This is a genomic window from Mesorhizobium sp. CNPSo 4688 (assembly GCF_057784295.1).
This window is the reverse complement of sequence record NZ_JBWLUY010000039.1, coordinates 1-24,150: the sequence shown is the minus strand read 5'-3', so window position 1 is coordinate 24,150 and position 24,150 is coordinate 1. Positions and strand designations below refer to the sequence as shown.

At 58.9% G+C, this 24,150-nt stretch carries 19 protein-coding genes and 4 pseudogenes; 5 read left to right on the top strand and 18 right to left on the bottom strand.

Features of this window, described 5'->3' with window-relative positions; genetic code table 11:
• A pseudogene (gene glyA / locus AC04SH_RS33290) lies at positions 1–376 on the top strand (serine hydroxymethyltransferase); the annotation flags it as partial.
• Between the two features lie 155 nt (positions 377–531).
• On the opposite strand, the gene AC04SH_RS33285 reads toward glyA, so the two are convergent.
• Positions 532–957 (bottom strand): hypothetical protein, encoded by a 426-nt coding sequence (locus AC04SH_RS33285; RefSeq protein ID WP_488481767.1) that lies wholly within the window; start codon positions 955–957, stop codon positions 532–534.
• Positions 958–960: 3 nt separating this feature from the next.
• Between AC04SH_RS33285 and AC04SH_RS33280 the strand changes: the two are divergent.
• A pseudogene (locus AC04SH_RS33280) lies at positions 961–1,420 on the top strand (transposase); the annotation flags it as partial.
• A 135-nt stretch (positions 1,421–1,555) separates the two neighbouring features.
• A pseudogene (locus AC04SH_RS33275) lies at positions 1,556–1,821 on the top strand (transposase); the annotation flags it as partial.
• A 228-nt stretch (positions 1,822–2,049) separates the two neighbouring features.
• Here AC04SH_RS33275 and AC04SH_RS33270 read toward each other — a convergent pair.
• The 11 genes and pseudogenes from AC04SH_RS33270 to AC04SH_RS33220 all read right to left on the bottom strand — a co-directional run bounded on the left by AC04SH_RS33270 (position 2,050) and on the right by AC04SH_RS33220 (position 13,251).
• A complete protein-coding gene (locus AC04SH_RS33270; RefSeq protein ID WP_488481765.1) occupies positions 2,050–5,070 on the bottom strand; it encodes a WD40/YVTN/BNR-like repeat-containing protein in 3,021 nt (1,006 codons plus the stop codon).
• Between the two features lie 278 nt (positions 5,071–5,348).
• On the bottom strand, positions 5,349–5,498 hold the full coding sequence (locus AC04SH_RS33265; RefSeq protein WP_488481764.1) for a hypothetical protein: 150 nt from the start codon (positions 5,496–5,498) through the stop codon (positions 5,349–5,351).
• 36 nt (positions 5,499–5,534) lie between these two features.
• Complete coding sequence (locus AC04SH_RS33260; protein ID WP_488481763.1) at positions 5,535–6,590, bottom strand: ABC transporter ATP-binding protein; 1,056 nt, start codon at positions 6,588–6,590, stop codon at positions 5,535–5,537.
• Positions 6,587–7,591, bottom strand: a complete 1,005-nt coding sequence (locus AC04SH_RS33255; protein WP_488481766.1) for an ABC transporter ATP-binding protein — start codon at positions 7,589–7,591, stop codon at positions 6,587–6,589. Before AC04SH_RS33255 ends, AC04SH_RS33260 begins: the two co-directional genes overlap by 4 nt.
• A 19-nt stretch (positions 7,592–7,610) precedes the next feature.
• A complete protein-coding gene (locus AC04SH_RS33250; RefSeq protein WP_488481762.1) occupies positions 7,611–8,492 on the bottom strand; it encodes an ABC transporter permease in 882 nt (293 codons plus the stop codon).
• Position 8,493: 1 nt separating this feature from the next.
• Positions 8,494–9,435 (bottom strand): ABC transporter permease, encoded by a 942-nt coding sequence (locus AC04SH_RS33245; protein WP_488481761.1) that lies wholly within the window; start codon positions 9,433–9,435, stop codon positions 8,494–8,496.
• A 3-nt stretch (positions 9,436–9,438) separates the two neighbouring features.
• Positions 9,439–10,935 carry an ABC transporter substrate-binding protein gene (locus AC04SH_RS33240; protein ID WP_488481760.1) on the bottom strand — a complete coding sequence of 499 codons (1,497 nt, stop codon included), beginning with the start codon at positions 10,933–10,935 and terminating at the stop codon, positions 9,439–9,441.
• Between the two features lie 526 nt (positions 10,936–11,461).
• A pseudogene (locus AC04SH_RS33235) lies at positions 11,462–11,759 on the bottom strand (IS3 family transposase); the annotation flags it as partial.
• Positions 11,760–12,348: 589 nt separating this feature from the next.
• Entirely contained in the window at positions 12,349–12,600 is a 252-nt protein-coding gene (locus AC04SH_RS33230) for a hypothetical protein (RefSeq protein ID WP_488577922.1), read from the bottom strand.
• A gap of 61 nt (positions 12,601–12,661) precedes the next feature.
• The gene (locus AC04SH_RS33225) at positions 12,662–12,829 is read right to left on the bottom strand and encodes a hypothetical protein (RefSeq protein ID WP_488481758.1); all 168 of its coding nucleotides are present in this window, start codon (positions 12,827–12,829) and stop codon (positions 12,662–12,664) included.
• 188 nt (positions 12,830–13,017) lie between these two features.
• A complete protein-coding gene (locus AC04SH_RS33220; RefSeq protein ID WP_488481757.1) occupies positions 13,018–13,251 on the bottom strand; it encodes a hypothetical protein in 234 nt (77 codons plus the stop codon).
• A 592-nt stretch (positions 13,252–13,843) separates the two neighbouring features.
• Between AC04SH_RS33220 and AC04SH_RS33215 the strand changes: the two genes are divergently transcribed.
• Complete coding sequence (locus AC04SH_RS33215) at positions 13,844–14,800, top strand: LysR family transcriptional regulator (protein WP_488481756.1); 957 nt, start codon at positions 13,844–13,846, stop codon at positions 14,798–14,800.
• 1 nt (position 14,801) lies between these two features.
• Here the strand turns inward: AC04SH_RS33215 and AC04SH_RS33210 are convergent, their stop codons facing one another.
• The 6 genes from AC04SH_RS33210 to glmS are packed head-to-tail and all read right to left on the bottom strand — an operon-like array spanning position 14,802 to position 22,676.
• Entirely contained in the window at positions 14,802–16,325 is a 1,524-nt protein-coding gene (locus AC04SH_RS33210) for a fumarate hydratase (RefSeq protein WP_488481755.1), read from the bottom strand.
• Positions 16,326–16,331: 6 nt separating this feature from the next.
• A complete protein-coding gene (locus tag AC04SH_RS33205; protein ID WP_488481754.1) occupies positions 16,332–16,655 on the bottom strand; it encodes a DUF4387 domain-containing protein in 324 nt (107 codons plus the stop codon).
• On the bottom strand, positions 16,652–19,321 hold the full coding sequence (locus tag AC04SH_RS33200; protein ID WP_488481753.1) for a methylaspartate ammonia-lyase: 2,670 nt from the start codon (positions 19,319–19,321) through the stop codon (positions 16,652–16,654). The genes AC04SH_RS33205 and AC04SH_RS33200 overlap by 4 nt, the downstream gene beginning before the upstream one ends.
• A 37-nt stretch (positions 19,322–19,358) precedes the next feature.
• On the bottom strand, positions 19,359–20,819 hold the full coding sequence (locus AC04SH_RS33195; protein ID WP_488481752.1) for a methylaspartate mutase subunit E: 1,461 nt from the start codon (positions 20,817–20,819) through the stop codon (positions 19,359–19,361).
• Between the two features lie 28 nt (positions 20,820–20,847).
• Entirely contained in the window at positions 20,848–22,212 is a 1,365-nt protein-coding gene (locus AC04SH_RS33190; RefSeq protein ID WP_488481751.1) for a glutamate mutase L, read from the bottom strand.
• Positions 22,209–22,676 (bottom strand): methylaspartate mutase subunit S, encoded by a 468-nt coding sequence (gene glmS / locus AC04SH_RS33185; RefSeq protein ID WP_488481750.1) that lies wholly within the window; start codon positions 22,674–22,676, stop codon positions 22,209–22,211. The genes AC04SH_RS33190 and glmS overlap by 4 nt, the downstream gene beginning before the upstream one ends.
• A gap of 542 nt (positions 22,677–23,218) precedes the next feature.
• Between glmS and AC04SH_RS33180 the strand changes: the two genes are divergently transcribed.
• Positions 23,219–24,094, top strand: coding sequence for a LysR family transcriptional regulator (locus AC04SH_RS33180; RefSeq protein WP_488577921.1), 876 nt, complete (start codon positions 23,219–23,221; stop codon positions 24,092–24,094).
• Positions 24,095–24,150 lie beyond the last annotated feature (56 nt).

The window sequence follows — 24,150 nt, the reverse complement described above, 5'->3', positions numbered from 1 at the left end:
GGGCGGCTTGAGCGCACGTGGGTTCAAAATCGTCACAGGGGGGACAGATACGCCATTCACGATGGTTGACCTCAGAACGCGTGGGCTGACGGGCGATGTCGCGCAGAAGGCATTAGAAGCTCATGGCGTGACAACGAACCGCAATCTTGCGCCGCAAGACAGGGAGCCACCGAATGTCACCTCGGGGCTCCGGATGGGAACGTCCGCAATTGCAGCTCGTGGAATGGCTGATCCGGAAGCATCTGAACTAGCAGAGATCATTGCCAACGTTTTAGATCGATTTGCAGCGAATCCAGGCCAAGGGCTGGAAATCGACGTAGACATTGCCGAACGAGTGTCGACCCTGGCGCAAACGTTCCCGCTATGCCCAACCTAACCAGTGGGGCAAATTAGCGAGTGCATTGTCGATGCAAGCGGCAAGATCGTCCGCGAGAGCAAGGTGGCCACCGAGCCGGTGGCATTGATGCACCGCCCGCACCTCTTGTGCTGCCATCGACTTGCAATGCACCGGTCGGAACCAGCCCAGCCGCATCAGCTGCGCGATTCCGCGCGCGTCGTTGCCGCGTCTCCAGCTGTTCGACCGCAGTCCCGCTTGCTGCATTGCCGCGTAGAGCTATCGCGACAGCTGACGGCACGCAAGCTCATCCAATCGAAGCTGAGAGACGTCGAGAACAGTGTGCGCGGCATTTTGCGTGGCTTCCGGCTGAAGGTCGGCAAGACGACGCCGCGCGGCTTTGTCGGACGCATCCACGGGCTGGTGGTCGGCCATGCGAACCTGAAGATGGTCGCCGCGGGACTGCTTTCGCTGCACGCCGTGATCTTCCGCGAGTTCCAGGCTTTCGAGAAAAAGGTTCCCGCGCTGGTGCGCCTCGATGCCAGAGCCAGGCGGCTGATGTCGACGCCGGGGGTCGGTCCGATCGTCGCGCTCATCGCATCAGCAAGATCGGCGATGGACATCAGCTATCCATGCGACGGGGCTTCGTCTATCTGGCGGCGATCATCGACGTCTTCAGCCGACGCGTGCTCGCCCATCGCGTCTCGATCACGATGGAGGCGGCCTTTTGCGTCGACGCGCTCGAGGAGGCTCTGGCGAGATACGGCAGGCCACAGATCTTCAATACGGATCAGGGCAGCCAGTTCACCAGCCTCGACTTCACGGGTGTGCTGCTGAACGCGAAGATCGCCATCAGCATGGACGGCAAAGGGCGCCTGGCGCGACAACGTGTTTGTTAAGCGTCTCTGGCGGACGGTCAAGTACGAGGAGGTCTATCTGCGCGCCTACGACGGCGTGTCAGAAGCGCGTGCGTCGATCTCCAGATACTTCACCTTCTACAATGGAGGACGCCCACATTCGAGCCTTGACGGGCGCACGCCCGACGAGGCTTACTTCGGCGCGCACGCGATGGCGACGGCCGCATGATCGTCGCCGCGCGATTTTGCTGTAGCTCTGGTCGGGCTTCGCCCTCCCGACACCGCAGCAAAATCGCAAAGCACTGCGTTCAACGTAACCCGGCAGGAAACCACTTAAATTCCGCAGGGCGCTGTCCAAACAAACGAAGCCAGCTCTTGGCCCTACCTTCAGGCCGGTCTCGGCGTTCAGACGTGGTTCTGCGATCCACTGGCGCCGTGGCAGAAAGGCACAGTGAAACACCAAACCGCGGCGCTCGCAAATGGCTTCCGAGAGACATCGATCCATTGTCGATCGAGCACCGAGACCTGCACCAGATATGCGCCCATCTCAACTCGAGAACCCGCAAATGCCTCGGCTTCAGAACACCGGCCGAAGTCTTCCGTCAGAAGATACTGTCGGCCAATCGATGAACGCGCTAAACTGCCTCGCTGCAAAGTCGCACTTCAGCTGGAACTCACAGGTGCAGTGGGTTTTACCAAACACCATTGGGAGGAAGCAGCTTAAGTGGGCTGCAGTGTTTCTCGGCTCGATCCGCTCCAGCAAATGCCGGTCATCTAGGGGCAGGGTGAGTTTTCGATCGGGCTGCTGATTCGCTCTTATCTCGCGAGCCGCTGCGGTCGACGAGCTCGATCCTGACCCTACTTGATCAACTCGGCCCTGAGGCTCGACCATGTTGCCAGTGCTGTCTCGACTCTCTGATGCAATCCATCGACAAGCGCCCGTTCCTGCTGCCTGGGCGAAGTGTAGACTTCAAGTTCGTGCGGGAAGCAGTAAGCAGTTGCGAAAGAGTTTGTATTCACCTTTACGAGCGCGGCATCGATGGAGTCCATTTCGCCGGCAAGTTGTGCCAGCTTGGATGAGGAAACGCTCATTTTGCCGACATGAGCCTGGTCCGCCGAGCGTGGGCGCCATTTCCTCAGTTCGTTCATCGCTTTGTGGAGCCGATCGATATCCTTCAATACCGCCGATTGCAGAGCGACCCGTTCCCCGTTCGCCCCTTCCCTCCCAGTTGCGCGGGGATCAATGGCCAAGGTCAAAGGCCGCTCGTAAGTCCTTCCGTCAACATTGAGGCGCACCATGTATCTGCCGGGAGTGACCAGTACGCCGCGAGCGAACCCGCCAAAATAATAAGCTCCCGGCACCTGCTCCGGGTCGCTGGTGCGGAAGTCCCAATAAACCCTGTTCATCCCTACTTCGGTGGGGATCTTGTCCGAACGAACGGTGTCCGTGGCATATTGGGGAGCCTGTTGCTCTTTGCTTGCTTCGATGCTCGAGAGGCGGCGGATCAGCGCGCCATGCACATCCAGAATGTCGAGAGTGACCTCTCCCCGGGGTTTTTTTGTCAGCACATAGTCAATCGCGGCTCCCGGGGGCGGGTTCTTGCCAACGGCGTCGGTTGAACCGCTAAAGGTCCGGGTGCCTACCATGTAAGCGGTCTTGGGCGCTAAGAGCATGGCTTCGCGCTCTCCCGCTCCGGCAGTGATCTGGTGCAGCGGCGTTACATTGTCGAGAATCCAAAAACCGCGGCCGTGGGTTGCGGCCACCAAATCATCATTTTTTACCATGATGTCGTAAATCGGAGTGGCGGGAAGATTCAATTGCAGCGGCTGCCAGTGAACTCCGTCGTCGAGCGAAACGAAGACCCCGCGCTCAGTTGCGGCATAAAGTAACCCTTGACGTGCCGGATCCTCCCGCACCGCATGGACAACGGCATCTTCGGGTAAATCGCCCGCAATGGAGACCCAGGTCCTTCCGCCGTCAGCGGTTTTGAAGCCTGAAGGCTTCCAATCGTCGCATCTGTGACTGTCGATCGCAACATACGCGGCCTCGGCATTGAACCGTGACGGCTCGATCATCGACACGAAAGACCAAGGAGCCACCCCGCCCGGCGTGACGTCGATCCAATGGGTGCCGCCATCACGCGTCATATGGATCAGCCCGTCGTCCGAGCCAACCCAAAGCAGCCCCTTTCTGAGCGGAGACTCGGCAAGCGAGACAATAGTATTATAGCTGCCCCAAATTGCCTTCCACTGCTGTTTGCTTTTGTCATTTCGCGTGAGGTCGGGGCTGATCGCGGTCCAGTTGTTGCCCTGATCGGCCGATTTCCACACCATCTCAGATGCGGCGTACAGCACATCCGGATCATGCGGTGAGAGCATCAGAGGGGGGCTCCACCAGTTGAATCGGTGCGCGAGTTCGGCGCCCACTCCCCAGGGGTCGGGAGCAGTCGAAGCGCTTATATTCTGCCACTGTTCCTTCTGCTTGTCATAGCGGCCGATCATCTCGGCGGTCGTCGAAAAGATAATCATCGGATTACGCGGATCCGGTATGACGAAGCCAGCTTCTCCGCCGCCCGCCGGATACCACGAGCGAGGCCCGATTGCCCCTTCGGTGGAGTTGGAAGCGATTGCTATGTTCCCAGCGTCCTGCTGCGCGCCGTAGACCCAATAAGGAAAACGATTGTCGGCTGCGACATGATAGAATTGGGCGAGCGGCTGATTGTCATATGTCGACCAGGTCTGTCCTTCGTCCATTGAGACGCTGGCGCCGGCGTCGCTGCCGCTGATGATCCGATGCGGGTCGGCTGGGTCGATCCATAGATAATGATGATCATAACCAGGAAATGATGCAGGGGCGAAACTCTTGCCACCATCCGTCGAACGCAGCACCGCAGTATTGACAATATAAATGGTGTCCGCGAAGCGCGGATCGGCAAAAACCTTTCCGTAGTACAAGGGCCTGTTCCGAATTCGCGAGTCGTCGCTAGTCCGGACCCAGTGCTCACCACCATCGTCTGATCGGTAGAGCCCTCCCCTGTCGGGCTCTCCGATTGGCGGGCTACCGAACAGCTTATCCGACCAATCGGCCTCGATCAGCGCGTAGACACGACGCGAGTCCGCGCCAGAGACCGAAACCCCGATCCGTCCTAACGGCCCTTTAGGAAGACCGTTGCCTTTAAGTTCAACCCACGTTCTGCCTCCGTCCTGCGAGCGGAACAAGCCGCTCCCAGGGCCTGACGAGATATCGCCCCACGGACGCATGCTGACCTGCCACAGTGAGGCATAGACAACGTCGGGATTGTCCGGATCATAAGTGACATCTGCAGCGCCCGTGTTTTCGTCGCGATAGAGAACCTTTTTCCAGCTCTTGCCGCCATCGGTGCTTCTGAACACACCTCTTTCTGAATTAGGGCCGAACGGGTGCCCGATCGCAGCCACGAGCACGATGTCGGCATTTCGGGGATCCACGACCAGCTCGCCAATCTGGCCGGTGTCGGACAAGCCGATATGGGTCCAGCTTTTTCCGCCATCGATCGACTTATAGACTCCTCGCCCATTGGTGATGTCGTTACGCAAAGCCCCCTCGCCGGTGCCGACGTAGATTACCTGATGATTGGACGGCGCGACAGCAATCGCCCCAATTGAACTGTCGGGTACCTGATCGAAGATTGGCGTCCAATGTCCTCCATTGTCTTGCGTCTTCCAGACACCGCCCGCCGCCGCGCCGAAGTAAAAGAGACCAGGCTCACCGGGTACGCCGGTCACCGCAGTCACCCGTCCCCCACGAAAGGGACCGATGTGTCGCCAGCGCAGCGCTTTGAACAGGGCAGGATCAATCCATCCGGATTTTTCCGCTCGAGCCGCTTGGAATGTTTTCATTAAAATGAACCTCGTCACCGATTCAGATCACCAGCCGCGCTACTGATCCGGAAGAACTGTATCCCATCGCCGGCGCGGCCGATCTCGCGCGGCCGCGCGGCAACCCATTTCTACTCCCACTGGGCTTCCAGCTGGGAAAGCGTATGAGTCAAAGCGGACGCCCTTGGCTAGGCATTGTAAACTTAGCGACACTCTCCACTGAGCCGTCGCTAAGTTTTGCAGTACCCGGAAGTCTTGCCCGTGGCCGGCACGGTTGCACAATCTCGAGCCAAAAAGAGCTAGCGGCGGGGCTTTGCCGCACGTCGGCGGAGCCATACGCGTGCGGCCACCATCGCTGCGACTACGAGTGCGGCCGCAATGTAAAGCATCTCGGTGGTGCCGTCGCCCCCATCCGGGGCCACGCCGAAAATCCGCTCGATAAAATCCATGTCTGTCTCCTTCCAGGGAATGCTGAATTAGCGTGTCTACAGTACCGAACCGTGTGGCCCCGCAACGAGAGAGTGAGCTGAGGGCTGCCCGCCATATCTTGCTGTCCCGGAAAATTCCGCGGATGGAGCGCGCACGTGGCAGGCCACAACCCGCCCGTCCGCCATCGGCACCAAAGGCGGCACTTCAATGCGGCAACGCTCGACAGCGAGCGGGCAGCGCGGGTGGAACGCGCACCCAGTCGGCGGATTGATCGGGCTCGGCACCTCGCCCTCGACGGGCGCCTCCAGCCGAACCCGCGTCGGATCCGGCACCGGAGCCGCCGCGATCAACGCCTCGGTATAGGGATGGACCGGTTTGGCGAACAGCGCCTCGCTCGGGGCGAGCTCCACGATCCGCCCTAGGTACATGACGGCAACGCGATGCGCGATATGCTCCACGACGCCGAGGTCATGCGAGATGAAGACGAAGGCGATGCCCATCTCCTGCTGAAGGTCTAGAAGCAGATTCAAGATCTGCGCCTGCACCGATACGTCAAGAGCTGACACCGCTTCGTCGGCTATGATGAGAGAGGGGTTGAGCGACAAGGCGCGTGCAATGCCGAGGCGCTGGCGCTGACCGCCCGACAATTCGGACGGGAGCCTGTTCATCATCTCAGGCGACATTCCCACCTTTCGGAGAAGGTCTGCTGCGAGTGCCTGGCGCTGCTTGCGGCTGAGGCGCTCGAAATTCTCGACGGGTTCGGTGATAATTTGCTCGGCCGTGAGGCGCGGATTTAGCGATGAGTACGGATCCTGAAAGACCATTTGCATCCGACGGCGCCACTCGTGAAGCGCGCCCTTCTTGAGGCCCGCAATATCGGTCCCGTCGATCAGCACGCGCCCGCCCGTCGGCTCCACGAGCCGCATCAGAAGCCGCGCGACAGTCGACTTGCCGCAGCCGGATTCACCGACGATACAAAGCGTCTCGCCCGCCTCGACGCAAAAGGATACATCCTCCACCGCCCGGATCACCGGAATGCTTTTTTTGAAGATTCCCGAGCCAAGCGGATAATGCTTGGTCAGATTCTCGACTTTCAGCAGAGGACCGTTCATGCACCCATCACCTCTTCGGCGCGCCAGCAAGCCGCGGCGTGGCTCGACCCGACATCCCGTAAGAAGGGTGTCTTGTTGCGGCAAATGTCGATTGCGAACGGGCAGCGAGGCGCAAAGCTGCAGCCGACAATGGGCTCGCGCAGGCTTGGGACAATGCCGGGAATTTCTGAAAGGCGGCGCTGTCGGCCGCGCCGCGGGTCTGGCACCGATCGCATGAGGCCCTGAGTGTAGGGATGCGCCGGACGCGCGAACAAATCCATGACGCTCGCCTGTTCTACGATCTGGCCAGCATACATCACGATCACGCGTTGGCATGTCTCGGCGACAACGCCCAGATCATGCGTGATGAACATGACGGCCGTTCCCGTGCGCTCTTTCAGATCGACGATGAGGCGCAGGATCTGTGCCTGAACGGTAACGTCGAGCGCCGTCGTTGGCTCGTCGGCAATCAATAGTTCCGGGGAGCAGGCCAAAGCCATGGCGATCATGGTGCGCTGGCGCATGCCGCCCGACAGTTCGTGAGGGTAGTTGCTGACGCGCCGCTCGGGGTCGGCAATGCGGACGAGGCGCAGCATCTCTTCGGCCCTGGCCAGTGCGGCCGAGCGGGAGGCGCCCGTGTGGATTTCCACCGCCTCGGCGATCTGCCGTCCGACCGTGTGAACCGGGCTGAGACTCGTCATGGGATCCTGGAAGATCATGGCGATCTTGTTGCCGCGGATCTTTCGCATCTCCCGATCCGACAGCTGAAGCAGTTCGCGTCCATAAAGGCGGACCTCGCCACCGACTGTCCTGGCGGTCAGCTTCGGCAGCAGGCGAAGGATGGAGAGAGCGGTGACGCTCTTCCCGCATCCGGATTCGCCGACGACGCCAAGCGTTTCGCCTTTCTTCACCTGGAAGCTGATGCCGCCCAGGGCGCGGGTAACGCTGTCCTCGCCAAAGAAATGTGTCTCGAGATCCCGGACATCGAGGAGCACGTCGTTCTCGATGGCTCTATCCTCCATGAAGTTCTGCATAAGCATCTCAGCGCCTCCGCTTTGCGCGGGGGTCGAAGAGGTCGCGCAGGCCATCGCCGAGGAGATTGACCGCAAGGACCGTGACCGCAAGGCAGATGCCCGGGGCGAAGACCGTCAAGGGCGCGATCGCGAGATAGAGGCGCGAGCCTGAAATCATGTTGCCCCAACTCGGGATCTCGGGCGGCACGCCCACGCCGAGGAAGCTCAGCCCCGCCTCGGTCAGGATCGCGCTGGCGCAGACAGTGGCGCTCTGCACCATCAGGGCCGGGATGGTGCTTGGCAGGATATGCCGCCACAGGATCTTAGGCAGCCGCGCCCCGCCGCAGAGCGCGGCCTCGACATAGGGGCGCTCGCGCACACCCAGGACCACCGAGCGAACCAGCCGCGAGACGGCGGGCGTCTCGGGGATCGCGATGGCGACGATGAGGATTCCGATGCCTGGCCCCGTCAGGGAGATGAGCGCAATGGCCAGCAGGAAGGTCGGGATCGACATGAGCGCGTCCATGATTCGCATGATGACATTGTCAAAGCTGCGGCTGTATCCGGCGATGACACCGATCAGGAGCCCGACCACGGCCGCGCTCGCTGCCGACAGCAATCCCACCATGAGGGAGATGCGGGCGCCGAGGATCGTTCGCGCAAACACATCCCGGCCCAGATTGTCGCTTCCGAACCACATTTCGGCGGAAGGCGGCTGGAGGCGCTTGAATGGATCCATGTTCCCTGGATCGCCGGCGTAAAGTGGGGCAGCGAGCGCCAGCATGATCAGGAGCGCCAACAGGCCGCCGCCGATCATGACCAGCGGATGACGCCTTGCCAGACGGGGAATGTCAGATAGTCGTAGCCGACCCATCGGTGCGGCTTCAACTGGTGCGGAGATGAGCGTCATATCAGTACCGGATTCGGGGATCGATCAGCGTATAGGCGAGATCGACCGCGAGATTGATAAGAACGTACAGACCTGAAGTCAGGATGAGCACGCCTTGAATGATGGGATAATCGCGGTTGTTGATCGCATCGACCACCAAACGACCGACACCTGGTATGTTGAACACCGTCTCCGTGACGACGACGCCGCCGATAAGATAGGCGAAGCTTATGCCGATGACGGTCAAGATCGGGACGCCGGCATTCTTCAAGGCATGGTGGAAAAGCATGGCATATGACGAAGCGCCCTTGGCAGCGGCAGTTCGCATATAGTCTTCCGACAGGACCTCGAGCATGCTCGCCCGCGTAACCCGGGCGATGAATGCAATGTAGCCAAGGCTAAGAGCCACGGTGGGAAGGATCAGGTGCACGAACCAAGGCCCGAGGCCACCATCAATCGGCGTATATCCCTGGACCGGCAGCCAGTGTCGCCTAATAGCGAAGAAGTATATGAGGAAATAGCCGATGACAAAGACCGGCACGGAATAACCAAGAGCCGAAAAGGCCATGAGGAGGCGGTCGACGAGCCCGCCAGTTCGCCACGCGGCAAGTACGCCAAAGGAGATCCCGACCGTCACGGACAGGATCATCGTCAGAATCGACAAGGAAATGGTCGGTTCAAGCCGCTGGGCGATGAGCTGGAGAACAGGACGCCCGGCAAAGACCGACATGCCTAAATCGCCATTCAACAGGTTCCCCGCCCATTGCCGGAACTGCACCGGCAGTGGCGCATTGAGACCAAGTTGCTCCCGTATATCCGCAACAGTTTGGTCCGTGGCTGACGGTCCAGCGATGACGTCTGCAGGATCACCCGGCGCCAACCTGACAAGTAGGAAGATGAACACCCCGACCATCGCCATAACGACGATGGCCGAGATCATTCTGCGAAAGATGTACGTAACCAACACTCAGACCTTTCGCATATTCCACATCAGCAAACGTCCTGCCTGCACGCCGATAAGACCAGTGAGGTCCTTTCGGTATGCCGAAAGTACGGGAACATGCCCCAAGTACGCCGAACTCGCATAGTCCCAAAAAATCTGCTGCATTTCGGTGGCCAGAGCGCGGTGCGCTTCGATTCCTGTGACGTCCGCCCATTTAGCTCGAAGAACCTCATATTGGTCGTCCTGAGGCCAGCCAACCCAGCCCTGTTCGCCATTCATTGCCATGAATGCAGCAGAGTTGGGACTAGTTAGTGAGAAGTCGGGAAGGGAGCTAATAAAAATGCTCCAGCCACCGTTTTCAACCGAGTCTTTCCTAGCCCTCCTGGCAACAAGGGCAGCCCAATCGCTAGATGCTAGTTCGACGTTCAATCCAATCTTACGAAGTTCCGACGCCAAGAATAGCGATGCGTTATGGCCCTCAGTCCAGTCGGTGGGGTCGAGAATAACAACTTTCTCGCCAGCATAGCGAGCCTCTTGTAGTAGTTGTTTGGCCTTTTCCGGGTCGCCGCCCTTCCGGAACCAGTTGGTGTTTGCGTCGTTGGAAAATGGCGTATCGATTCCAAACAACGATGTCACATTGCGATTGCCCTTTAGAGATGGATTAATGACGCTCAGGAACGCGTCTTGATTAATAAGATGCAGGACCGCCTGCCGGGCCTTCACGTTGTCAAATGGCTTCTGAAGACAATTCATACGCAAGAAATAATCGAAACCCGACTTGTATAGATTTTCGAGCACAAGGTTCGGGTCACTTTCGATGGCAGGGAAAAGATCGGCGGGAAGGGGGTCAACCAGGACATCGACTTCGCCGGCTTGCAGCGCCGCCATGGCCGTTTGCGGATCGGGGAGCTTAGCCCAAACTACGCGGCGAACCCTAGCGATTTTGGCACCAGCCAGTCCGTCGGGAGCATCGTCGCGCGGGACGTAGCCATCATACTTGTCAAAAGTGATGCTCGCCCCGGGTGCATAGAGCTCCTCGTTAAATTTAAATGGTCCCGAACCAATATGTGTGGTTACCGCATCCGTAGGAGCGCGACGAGCATCTTGTTCACGCATGATGAAAAGCGGGTAAACGGCAACCTGCGCAAGTTGATCAATCAGCACGCCGAGCGGCTTCTTTAATGTGATTACGAAGGACTTTTCGTCGAGCTTTGAGACATCCTTCGTGCGCTCATTCACGAGCTGCCCGCCGGGCGTTTGGAACCAACGGCGTATCGAAGCAATACAATCTGCGGCCGTCACCGGGGTGCCATCGTGCCAGCTTAGCCGATCACGAAGGGAGAAGGTATAGGTCTTCTTGTCGTCGGACGCACTCCAACTATCCAACATTTGCGGCTGCGGAACAAGCTTTGAGTCGAGTCCAAATAACATGTCGTAAACGCCAAACGCGTAGTCGACAGTATTCGCGTCGGTCGTTGTGTACGGATCGAGGATTGTCGGCAGACTTCTTGCCCACCTCACTGTATCTCCTCTGGCATCTGCTTGAGCTCGAAGCATTGAAGGAAACGACAATGCCGCTCCAACTGTTACTAGGCCTGTATTGACAAGTGTCCGCCGAGTTATATTCATGACCTCAGTTCCCCTTTATAGATAATTTCCTATAGGCATGAAGTAGCCAGTCAATCTCCGGTCATGATCTCCCACCTGGCCGGTTTTTTATAAGACAACTGCAAGATGTGTCGACTTCTCCTATTCTGCCATCCGAACATCAGAAACTCACCGATGGAAAGCCATATCACATTTGCTATTCAATTCTTTGTGCAAGTGGCTTCGATCCGTGCCTAGCTAGAAAGCCATACCTTCCGCTAAGCGACAAATAGCTCAGAACTATTGCAGGCATAGATGGCGTCTATTCAGGTGCCTCTCCTTAGCGCCAATCGCGACGGAGAGACCCTAATCTATGCCGAAACGCGCCAGCTCGGCATAGTTGCGATCGGCATAAACGGCCCAAATGAACAATGGCCTGCTGCCGGTTTCGGACACCAGGTTAAGCTAACATAGCTTTCTCCTCGAACTCGGCAGGGCTTATATAGCCCAACGTCGAGTGCCGTCGCCGAGGGTTGCGCTCGATGTAATCGAACACGTCGGCCCTTGCATCATCCCTCGTCATGTAGACCTTGCGGGCTGTCCGCAATGTTTTCAGCGACGAGAAGAAGTTCTCCATCGCAGCATTGTCCCAGTTGCCCGACCGGCTCATCGAGCAGGTGATGCCGTGATCGGCCATCAGCCGTTGGAACTGCTCGCTCGTATATTGGGCGGTCTTGGTCGCTGTGGTGTAGCAAGCTGGGGTCAGAACACGATGGGGTGGTTGCCGCCCATCTCAGACGGCATCGAATGTGCCAATAGTGGGTGACCCGACCAGCAGAGAGGACGGCAACCGCGATGAAGGATACGATGATCGGCGTGGATCTGGCAAAAGCAGTTTTCCAGACCCATGGAGCTTCGCTGACAGGACATGCACAGTTTCGCAGAAAATTGTCGCGTCGGCAGTTCCGGAACCTCATAGCCGGTCACCCGTCGGTGATCGTCGTCATGGAGGCCTGTGACAGCGCCCCGCGCGCGGGAGTTGGAAGGGTTTGGCCATGAGGTGAAGCTTGTCGCCCCACAGAGGCAGAAGGAATGATGCGGCTGATGCTGAGGCGATTGTGATTGCAGCGCAAAGATGCGCTTCGTCGAGCCGAAGTCGGAGGCTCAACAGCCAAAGCTGGAGACGGTAACTTCTCCGGGGTTACGCGGCGCACAGTAAGGGCGGTTTGGGCTTGAATAGTGAAGGCACGCGCGGCTCTGGTGCTCGGAATCGCGCAGTCGGTCGCGGAGCTCAGTATTCATCTCGGCTGTCCGAACCTGCCTCAGCATGTGAGCACAGCGGAGAGATCAGCGCATCTGCTGCTTCTTGACCGTGCGTTTGGCGATCACGGAATTGTCTGCCGACTCGGCAAGGGTTGTGGCCACGCGAAGTCCGGCTTGGTAGCGCTTTGCGTCATTTACGATCGCACTGCGGTTCGAACGGACATAGGTCAGGAGCTTAGACCCGAGGCTGTGGAGCCGCAACATCGAGAGCTCGCCTTCTCCTTGCCAGACATGCTTTGCCAAGAGCTGCTCCAGGTCGTGGATCGGGCGATCCACGCGACCGTGCCACAGACGCCACTTCACAGCTCTGATGTCCCTGCCGTTGGTCGGAAGTGTTTCAGCAAGACCAGACTGGGATCGGATTATGATCAGCGATCTGCTGCATGGGTTGGATCTTCATGGCGATGTCGAACCAGTCGATGATATGGATCGTCGGTTTCGGCATGGCGCGCGGAAGCCGCTTCAGGATTTCGGCGCCGTCCGAGATCACGGTGACGTCCCCCAAGCCGCAATACCCCTCTTCCCGAAGAGCGTGGAGCGCTCGGCCGCGTATCGCTGTTGGTCAGTGTTGGCGGTGACAAAGTAGCGACCGCCGACTTCTCCCCGACCTCCGCAACCGCATCTGGCCTCGACGAGCTCGAAGTTTCGCGCTGGATTTGTGGGATCGGCGCTGCGCGGATGTCGTTCCTCCATCTAGCATTCTCGCGCAACAGTAGTCATCTGGTCGTCAAGCCGCTCGGCGACTTTGATGGTCCGCTTTCGCACTGTTGAATGCGTCTCGGTCGGTTCGATGGGCAGGAATTCGGCGAGCACGCTGGCGGCCTGCCGGTACGGCATCATGCTAGCCAGTCGCGCCGTCAGTTCCATCAGCTCGGACGTTGCCCGATCCGGACAGATTTCCTTCAGCGGCGCGAACGCGGTTACCATTCCTGGGTGACAGTCCTGGCACCGCATCCATCGTGGATTTGGCACCTCAATTGTTCTGAAAACCGTCCGAACTCGGCGCCGCGCAAGTCTTTGACCGGCTGAAATTTGTGGCACTCGGGGCAGACCCGGCGAAAAAGGGCATAGGTCTCCGCCTCGTGGTTCACGCCGCGCTCTGCAGGACCGTCATGACTTTCTTGCAGTCGTCGATCGACAGGCCGATATCACCGTGGAGCAAGCGGAGTCGCTTTTCTCAATCCGAACTTGTTGGCGACAGACATCTCCAAGCGCGCTGTTCCCGTCGATCGAAATCGTCCACTCCATCGCGTCACTTTCTCGCAACAAAAGCGATGGCGGTGGACCTGCGGGGGCTAACAATTCGTCGCCGACCCGGAGAAAAGGCTTCAACATGGTTGCAACACACACCAGTGTAGTTCTCTTTCCGACGGAAGGCGCCCGCTGACACGGGTGAAGGCTAGGTATCCGAGTTCCAGATGTGCTATTGGTAAGTTTTTGTGAAGGTTCGCACACCAATGACAATCTTGTACAGCTGCGGCGCTTTGGGAGTGTCAATCACGGACAGTGAGCACCTTAAATGGTTGATATGACTGAGAAAGTAACGCTCCGTCAGCTTCAGATTTTCCTGACAGCAGTGGAACACAGAAGTTTCTGGCGGGCTGCTGCTCAACTCGAGCTTTCCCCTCCAGCGGTCTCCATGCAGATGGCCAAATTGTCCGAGGCGCTCGGCTCTACTCTCTTCGAGAAGGACGGTCGCTCGATACAACTGACGGCAGCTGCGACGGCGCTTATCCCGTATGCGGAGCGCATGACCGAGGCGTTGCATGAGGCCCAGGGTGTGCTCAGCGCCTTGCAAGGGCGATTAAACGGCTTGGTGCGCGTCGCCATGGTTACGACTTCCCGAAACTTTGGTCCCCATTTGCTGCAGGAGTTCCGGCGGCGGCATCCCGATGTCCTCATCGAATCGACCATCGCCAACAGAGAGGGCGTCATCAAGCGGTTGGAGGCCAATCAGATCGACATCGCCCTGATGGGACGGCCACCGCAACGGCTGGAAGTCGAGGCCCTGCCCTTTGCGAAACATCCATACGTGCTGATAGGGCACCCCCTCAATGCGTTGGCAAAGCGAAAATTGATATCGCGGCGCGAGTTGTCACATCAGCCCTTCTTTGTGCGTGAAGAGGGCTCCGGGACCCGAATGGTCCACGAAAACTACTTTCTCAGCGAAAAGCTGCAGTTGCCCAACGCATCGATGATGGACAGTAATGAAAACATAAAACAGGCCGTCATGGCCGATATGGGCATTGCCTTCATATCGGCTCATACGGTGGCACTCGAACTCCAAGCCAAGAAGCTGGCTATACTTGCCGCAGACGGCATGCCGACGATGCGCGAATGGTTTGTGCTGCACCTGAAGGGGAAGAGGCTAAGTCCTGCGGCTCAGAGTTTCAAAGCGTTTGTGCGCGATGAAGGTCCCGCTTTGATGCGACGTCTCTTTGGAATGCTCGAAAAAAAGAAAGCTGGACGGAGCTAACTTAGCCGCCACCCTGCCTGCCCAAACCAGATGCTGGGGCGCGCCATTTCCTTGGACCGATCGTGTGGATTGAAGTTCCGCGACTGTCGACTGCAACCGTGACCGGCATATCCTCCACATTCAGCCGGTAGATGGCTTCCATGCCGAGATCGGCATAGGCGACAACCTCAGCTGAGCGGACAGCTTTTGAGACAAGGTAGGCTGCGCCCCCGACAGCGATCACGTAGGCTGCTTTGTGTCGGGCGATTGCCTCTATGGCTTCAGGACCCCGCTCCGCCTTGCCGATCATCACCCGCAACCCTGTACCGGACAGAATCTCCTCGACGAAGCGGTCCATGCGTGTTGCGGTCGTTGGGCCGGCAGGCCCTATAACCTCACCATCGATCGGATCGACCGGACCGACGTAGTAGATCGCACGCCCCTGGAGATCTATGGGGAGTACCTTTCCGGCGCGTAGCGTTTCCACCATTCGCTTGTGTGCGGCATCGCGCCCCGTGAAAAGGCAGCCCGACAAAAGCAGCGTGTCGCCAGAGCGCCAAGTCTCCACCTCTGCATCGTCGAGGCGATCAAGGTTCACCCGTCGGACTCCCGCCACGGTCTGCTCGATCACAATGTCGGGCCAATCGTTGATGCTTGGGACCTCAAAGCGCGCTGGTCCGGAGCCATCTAGCTCGAAATGAATGTGCCGGGTCGCTGCGCAATTCGGAATGAGGGCAACGGGCAACGAAGCGGCATGCGTCGGGAAGCAGCGCAACTTTACATCCAGAACGGTCGTGATGCCCCCGAGCCCTTGCGCACCGACGCCGAGCGCGTTCACTCGTTCGAATATCTCCAACCGTACCTCCTCGATCCGTGAGGACGGGCCACGGCGTTTGAGATCGAGCATGTCCAACGGCTCGTTCAACGATTCCTTGGCCATCGCCATCGCCTTGTCGACACTCCCGCCGACACCGATCCCGAGGATGCCCGGAGGGCACCATCCTGCCCCTAGAGTCTCCATAGTTCGCACGATCCAGTCCGTAATGGAGTCCGCAGGCTCGAGGACTGTGAACCTGGTCTTGTTCTCCGAGCCGCCGCCCTTTGCAGAAACGTCGACCGCCATGCCGGCTCCTGCGACCAGCTCAACGCTTACCATCGCAGGTGTGTTGTCGCCACTATTCAGGCGCTCAAATAGCGGGTCACGGACCATCGAGGCGCGGAGCGGATTGTCATTGGCCCTCCAAGCACGCCGCACCGCCTCGTCTACGAGATCTTGCAGGGACCTATTGGTGAGGATTCGGGCCCCTGTGCCGATCTTGACGAAGACATTCGCCGTACCAGTGTCCTGGCAAATGGGGCGCCTCCCCATCGCGCACAGCCGCGAATTCACCAGGATCTGCCCGATCGCCTGTTTTGCCGCGCCGCTTTGCTCGCGCTGGTAGGCGGCCGCCAAGTTGCGAACGAAATCCGGAGGGTGATAGTACGAGATGAATTGCAGCGCCTCGGCAATGCTGTCGACGAAGTCGGCCTCCCGAATCTCGGTCATCGCAATCTATCCCTCTGGATCGAAGGGCACGTCGAGCAAGGGGGCGTGCTGCTGCGCCCCGTAGACATCGGTTTCGCCAATGGCTGCGGACGGGCGGCGGCGCTTGATCGTGGCCTTGATGGCATTCGCCGGTTCAAAGGCGACGATATCGAGGACATCTCCCTCCGACAGCCCATAGAGGCGGCTGATCAAGCTCCTGTTGATCAGTTGCGTGTCGCGGGCGCGTTCAAATGCACTACGTTCCTTGAAGATGATATCGAGCGTTAGCTCGAACGGCCCAGCGTTCTTGCTCCTCACGACAAGGGCGGCATCCGCGAGGGTGCCCTTCATGGCAGCGGGCCTTGCAGCTCGGAGATCTCGATAGTGGAAAACAGACTGAGGGGATCGTCCATCTCCAGCAAATGATAGAGGCTGAATTCGTAGATCTGTCCGACCTTGAAGTCCGAAGGCGAGTAGGGAAAGGCCAGATTGCCAGCCGTCGAGATGCGGCCGGGATAACCGAAATGCAGCATTGTTGCCCGGGCGAAGCCACAGATCGTGTCGGCAAGACCCTGCGTCTCACCCACCGCCTCGATCACAAGGCAGATTTCATGTGAGGTGATTGTCCTGTGCGGCTCGAGGTCGCCCATAACACCATCCCTGCCATAAACGCGGACCATCAGCTGATAGGCGCTATCCGGGACGTGAGAAAAGTTGTCGGCCACGCGACGGCGAACCCCTTCGATGATCGTATCGACTTGGGCAATGAAGATGGAATCTCGGGCACCAGCGATGGAGACCGTGCGGAACCCGGCTGGCGCGGCACCCTCGAGCTTCACTCTATACGGGCGCGATGGCGAGAAACGGCTGCCGGAGACGCGCACGCGTTGCTCGTCGAGTTGCTCGAAACGCGATTGTGTTAGGTCTAGCGCGCCGCCAGGACCGGGCAGGTGGTAAGGATCGCTCTTTTCATAAAGCGTGTGCGCTGCAACCGATGCTACGGTGCACCGGCGAGTTGGAGAAAGCGCCTGAACAGTGAAGCTGTTTTCTGACAACGTGCCAAGCATGCAGTCGCTGCCACTGCCCGGTGTCGCGGCGATAGCTGCACATTCGAGAATCTTGCCCATATGCAGCGCTAACCCGCGGTCGAAGCCGCGCGCGATTGGCACTGCGGCAAAGACAGCTGGATCGTAGCAACGTCCGGCCACGATCACATCCGCGCCGCGCGCAAGGGCATCCAGGAGCGGTTCCTCGCCCATCTGCGCCACGATGTGCATGCTGGCGTTGATTGTCTCGTGAGTGGCCATGGGCACTCCTGGAAGCGTATCGACATGACCACGAGTGAGAGCCGCGCAAAGGGCTGCTTTTTCGATGTCGGCCGGAATCGCTGCAAGACGTCCGTGAAGCTGATGTTCGGTCGCGATTTCACGAACGATGTCAAGCGTCCAATCAAGATGCGGTCGCGCACCGCAACCGCCGGCGCTGCCAATCAACAACGGAATGCTCCGCGCCCTTGCGGCGCGAAGCATGAGTTGCAGATCGCGCTTCACCGCCGCGCGATCCGTGAAAGAAACCCCTGCCCCGAGGTAGTAGGGGCCGGGGTCGCTAGATCCGGCATCGACCGCAATGACGTCGGGATCTTGGGCAAGGCCTGCTTTGAAGGACGCCTCGGGAAACCGTAGCCGAGAATCGCTGTCGGCGAGAGCACCTTGATTTCTCGCGCTGTGAACAAGCCGGCTTCCTTTCCGCCCGATATCATGACCTGGCCCGGCGCTCGCGTTCTTCGCTTCCAAGATTGCCAAGTTGCGCCGCATCTCGTTCGCAACGATGGTCATGCCTTCATCGAAGCCCATGCCTGGCTTGACAAGGACGCGCTGTGGCCGCGCCGCCTGCGCGATATGGAGACAGGTCTTGGCCGAGACATCGGTCTCGTTGCAGGTGCCGCCTTGGTAGGCTTCCACCCCCTTTTTGCGGCAATAGAGAACCGCCTCCACCGTGTTATGGATGCTGCCGAGGTCCGGCGTCTTGATCTGAACCATATCGCAGCACTCGGCATCGACGAACTCGACGATGTCCTGGTAGGTGTTGCACCATTCGTCCGCCACAATCTTGACTGAACTCGAACGGGCTCGGAGCGCCTCGTGGATTTCCTTCAGCAGCACAATTTGACCAGCTTTGCTTCCTGCGTCGACGGGGCCCTCGATATAGAGCTCGAAGGGCGTGACACGCTCGCCGAGCGCTGCGAGGTACGCCGATATCTTGCCCGGATCGTCCCCGAAAATCATGCCGATCGTCCCGTAGACATCGACATGCAGAACAGGCTTGTAGCTGGAGTCCCTCCGCAATTGCAGGATGCGTTGCCTGAGCCAAGTCATGTACTCCTGGAGCTTGCCTCCGTTTCGTCCGAGCTTGCTGGCGACATTGTTGATTAGCCCGTGTGGCAGCGCGTCGACGCCCTTCATGATCATCTTGTCGACAGCGTTGTAACGGTCGTCGCCGCTCTGGCCGAGCAAGGCGAGCGGTTTCAATTCGATGGGCAAGTTGTACTCGTCGCAGACAACTTCGACCTTGAGCCGTCGCGATGCCTTGGCGGTCGCATCCAGAAGCGCCTGAGACAGTCCATAACGGATTGCGGTGTGGATCCGATTGCCGTCTTGTTCGATCGCGTCAAAAAAGCGCGCGTTAACCACGAACTCGCTGACATCCCGCCCGACGAGGAGCGGTCGCAAGACCTCGTCCATCCAGGGGACGTAGCGAACGGCCGTGAACAAACGATCGAGCCCGCCTGCACCCGAATACTGCACGGCGGCGCAATCGCCTTCTGCCCAAAGGCCGTTCTCGAGTTGCAGGAGAACGCTGACCGCCTCGCCCGATTGCCGGATCTTTTCGAAGCCGGGCGTCTTGGCGTTGCCGACGTAGGTGAAGCCGTCGTGGCCCGCGCCCGCCTTGATCGCCGCCTGGTCATCGAAATAGAACGAAGACAAGGCAGGCGTGAACAGTGCTTCCGTGATCTTCATGCGAGTGCTCTTCACCTTCGTGCAGCGTGTATGCCTGTTACGGGCGACCGATCAAATTGCTAGCCGAGATGGCGCGAACGTCGTCCACGACCATCTCGAATGAGGCCCGGCGGCCCTCGGCCGCAGCGCGCTCCGCGATCTTGTCCTTGTGAAACGCCACGAGGTCTTCAGGGAGCGGAATGTCACCCTTGCTGAGAACCCGGATCGCGCCATTGTTGTCGCGAACAGGCGTCATTCGCCCGGCGTTGGCCCTTGCCGGCGCGAACGGGATATCCATGACGCCGGCCTCGAAGGCCAGGACGGCACCACGCGCCACATCGCCGTGACCGAGTTCTATAACCTTGCGCATCACAGCGTGCACCTCTCGCTCGATGACCGATATTTCCTGCGTGATCTCGTGGGTCTCCAGTGGCTTTTGGTCCCCGATCATATTGATCATTTGCGCCGTCGCCTGCAGCCCCGCTTGGTTGGCCTCCATGGTCGGCACGCCGGCGGCTTCCTGAGGCGTTTTCACAATGATCTTCGTCGCTCCGGCGAACTTTGCGGCGACCGAGCCCAGGGCAATCACCGAATAGGCTTGGGCTTCGTTTTCAGGAAAGCCGCCCATCCACTGATGGAACACCGTTGAGAGCGCATAATCCTCGTAGCCAAATTCTGCGAAGTAGTGCTTGGCGAGCCTTCGTAACGACCGGATGGCGGGGATGTCTTGCGCGAGATTGCCTGCCTGGCCGTATCCCAACGTGATACATTTGACGCCCTGTTCCAGCGCCAGGAGCCCTTCGATCAACGCCACCGTGTGGGAGACGAAGGGGGGCACGAGAGTGCCAGTGAGGGGACCGAATGGCTCCCTGTTGATCCCGATGCCTTCCTCCCCGTACAGGCCGACAAGGCGGTCGCAGTATTGCCAGTGCCGGATCGACCTTTCCAAGGGCACGCTTTTCGAATACGGGATGTTGTAGGAGATACCGCCGCCCTCGAAGCTAGAGAATCCCGAAGCCAACGTGATCTCGGCGAGCAACCGGGCATCAGGAGTGCCGTGACGGACTTGAACGGGTTTTTCGAGATTGTCGACCAGGCGCTGGCAGCCGGCGACACCGTGGTTGACTGCAGGGAATCCGTTCAAGAGGGAAGTGCCCGCTGCCCTGGATCGCTCGATACCCTTTTCCGCCTCCTGATAGCGATTGTGCCGTGTGTAGGCGTCAACCGTTGTCGGGAGGACATCGCAAAAGGGAGAGAGGTCCTGCAGCAGCCGAATATGCTCGCGCAGCAGAGCCACGCCCGCGCGCGGCTGCAACAGCGTCTTACCGGTGGCTTCGGCTCGCGCCAGAGCGACCGAAAACTTCTTCGAGTCTGCCATTTCCCGATGACGCTGGATGGCTGCGGCGAAATCGACATCATGGCCTGTCGGCCAAGACCGAAGCACCAAACACCGCTCCGATTCATAGGCAGATCGGTCGAGCTTCTTGTTTTCGATCAGGGCGCCATTCGCGCGTGTCATGGGTGAACCGTCGCAAGGTTTGTCGATGTCAGTTGCTCGCGACCAGGGCCCTAAGCCCTGCCCGGACCGCCGCTGCGGGATGGGCCGCGGCGACGTTGGCGAGAAGCGGAAGGAGATATTCGGGATCGCGGAGGTACCGAGCTCGAAGCGGGGTCAGAACGCGTTTCCCATATTCGTCGACCCCAAGCGCCGACAGGCTGTCTCGCGGCCGGAAGTCAGCAGTCGCCGAGAGGTATCCGCCGGTCCCAATGATCTGCGGTATGTCCGTGAGGTCGCGGCCAACCTGTACGGTGACCAATCCTTCTGCGGTACAGACCTCATGAGCACGGCCCAAATGCCGCATCACGGAGTGCGCTAGGTTTGCGCTGGCGAGCACGGCATCAAACCTGTGCTCCTCCGGACTGCTGGCCAACGTTTCCGGGGCCTTTGATATCCTATCGACAAAACTCGAGAACGCGGAATCGGAGTCGAGGCTTTCCGATTTATCGAGCATACATGCGGCCACCGCCGCCGATGGGGCGGACACGCGCATTCCGAGATCGCCCTCTACCGTGCGCTTCACCTTGGCCTCAGGCAGTCCACGACGCACCGTACCCGCCTGATTCTTCTCCTCATGCACCGAATAGACGTCGGTTGTCGCCCCGCCCATGTCGACCATGACGAACTCACCGAAATCCGGGGCGACCTCGCCGATGTGGCGACAGTATTCGAAAAGGGCATATGGCGTCGGCCAGGGTTCGCGACCTGTAGAGGCGACGATCCGATCGAGGCCCTTACCCTTGGTTATTCTCTGGAGAAAAATTTCTCGGATCGCGGTGCGGGCCGGCTCGGGGTTGGGGCTTTCCAACCCGGGCAGAATGTTTTCAACGCAAACAAGGTCCCGGCCGAGCAGTATTCGCTCCACCTCGTCGCGAACCGCACGGTTGCCCGCAAAGACAATGGTGGCCCCCAGGTTGGCTTCTGCAAGCTTCCATGCATTTTCCACCGGATAGCGCGCATTGCCACCATCTGCTCCGCCCGCAAGCAGGATGATGTCCGAGTTGGAATTGCGTAGCGCGGCAATGTCCGCGGCATTGAGCGTGTAGGCGAAACTATGCGTGATCTTTGCTCCGGCCGAGTACGCCGTCAGCTTCGCCATCTCCGCGGTAAGATCAGGCACGATGCCAATTGCGGCGACCGCTAGGCCGCCTTTGGCCGACGACGAATAGAATAGGTCATCGTGCTTTCCATCTGCAGACAGCGTTTCAAATACTGCGTTGAAACCGCTAGAGAGGTCGTGAATCGTTGTCGGATGAGCTGCGCGCTTGGTAACGCGCAGCTCATCCCGGCTCGATAGAACGAAGCTTGCACCTTTGGTCCAAGTGGAGCCGATGTCGATCGACAGCAGCCTCATCCGGCTTGTCGGAGCACGAAGACCTCGGCAGCCCGCCCCTGCATGCGCCCGCGTGTGATGTCGTCCTTAAGCAACTCTGCAACTAACGACAAATCAACACTGGGCTTGAATACCCGATCGAAGCCCATTCCCTTGAAGAGCGCTTCGATTGCGGAAAAATCGCGCTTGCCAACGATTAGATTGCCCCCGACGTAAAGAACGACGCCGGCCAGGCCGCGTTCGACGCAACGGTCGCGAAATCCCATGCAGTCGATTTCGCCGTGCCCGTAGATTGAAGAGACCAGGATCGCCTCGGCGCCGGTCTCGATCGCTGCGTCGATAAATTCATCCTGGCTCACCATCACGCCGAGGTTCACGACACTGATGCCGTGCTGCTTGAGCACGCTCATGACTATCTTGTTGCCGACCGCATGGCAGTCCGATCCAATCACGCCCAGCACCACTTTGAATTCGGGATCGACCATTCGATTCATCTTCCTATGAGCCCCGCAGATGTGCATCCCTTTACAACGAGCATCCGGGGGGTCAACAATCATTATCTGATGATAGAAATAGATAAATAAAACTGATCTATCAGGGGTGAGGAGCGTTCGGAATTTGGAGAATGAAATGGTGAGTTTGCGGGTCCGGCTTCATCGAAGGTGCGCATCGATTTTTCGAGCCCAAACCTCCTCAGTTCAGCCTAAGATCGGCAGCGTTCGACTAAGCAAGAGACCGAAAACGCGGTTGAGTTCTAGATTGCAGATGTTGGTTCCTTAGCGCTGCTCCTAGCGCCGGGCCCAATCGCGCCTAAAGTGTGTTCAGACGAGTCTTCCATCGGTGAGCCTTTGCGATGCAAAGTTCGAAGATCAACCCGGCAGCAAGCTAGTGTTCCACGATTTGCGCTGACATTGCGTTGTGAAAAGATCTATCTATGCCGGTTGGACACGTTGTCCGCTCCACGCCGGCCGGCTAGGCGGGCGCGCCACATGGCTTGGGGTCCCGTTCACAGACGGCTGCTGGAGAATTGAAAGCTTTGCACAGGCTATCTTATTGTGCAAATCGAGGCGAACAACGACTGCAAACCCAAAGCCTTGCGCTGCAAAAACTAGAAGACCAACTCGACTGCAAGCTCGTCTTCCGTGACCCTCGCCATTTTGCGCTGACATTGCGCGGCGAACAGATTTACCAGGAATGTTCCGAGATGTCCCGGTGCGTTGACCGAATCGGCACCCTCTCGCAAGACGGGAGCGATGACGAATTCGGAGAGTTAAAGCTCAGCATGGTTACCCGGCTACAGTCCACTCTCGTGGACGAAGCACTTCGGCTCTATCACCAGAGATACCCATCTGTCACATGGCGCATCGACATCAAGACGTCGCTCGAAATCGTGCGCCAGATCTCGATGGACAAGGCTGGCATCGGCATCTGTCTTTTGACGAGGGAAATGCCGACGCTGCGATGCCGCCACTTATTTCGAGAGGATTTTGGCATATTTTGTGGTGCCGAACACCCTCTATTCGGAGTTCAGGAGGTAGATGTCCGAAGGCTTCAACAAGAGCCCTTCATCGCCTTCGATTGCGCCACTGATGGGAGCGGATTCGAGCCGATGATCTTTTTGCGAGAGGGCCTTGGTCTCGGACGTCGAGTTAGCGGATGGAGCCACGACCTCGATGAGGTGCGCCGCATGCTAATATCGGGTTTGGGCATAGGCCTATTGCCCGTTCTCACCGCCCACGATGATGTGGCCCAGGGGCGACTGTGGCCGTTGCGGCTGTTCGATGAGCCGCTCGGGGCGGATGTCTACCTCATCTCTTCCAACTTGAGCTCGCTGACCCCTCCGGAACAAAAATTTGCCGATCTGATTGATGAGCTTCTGGGCCTTTATCCCGAGATGACCTGAAGGTGTGGCACCCAGCATTGCATCATCGAGCGCCCCATCAACGTCGTATGACCTTC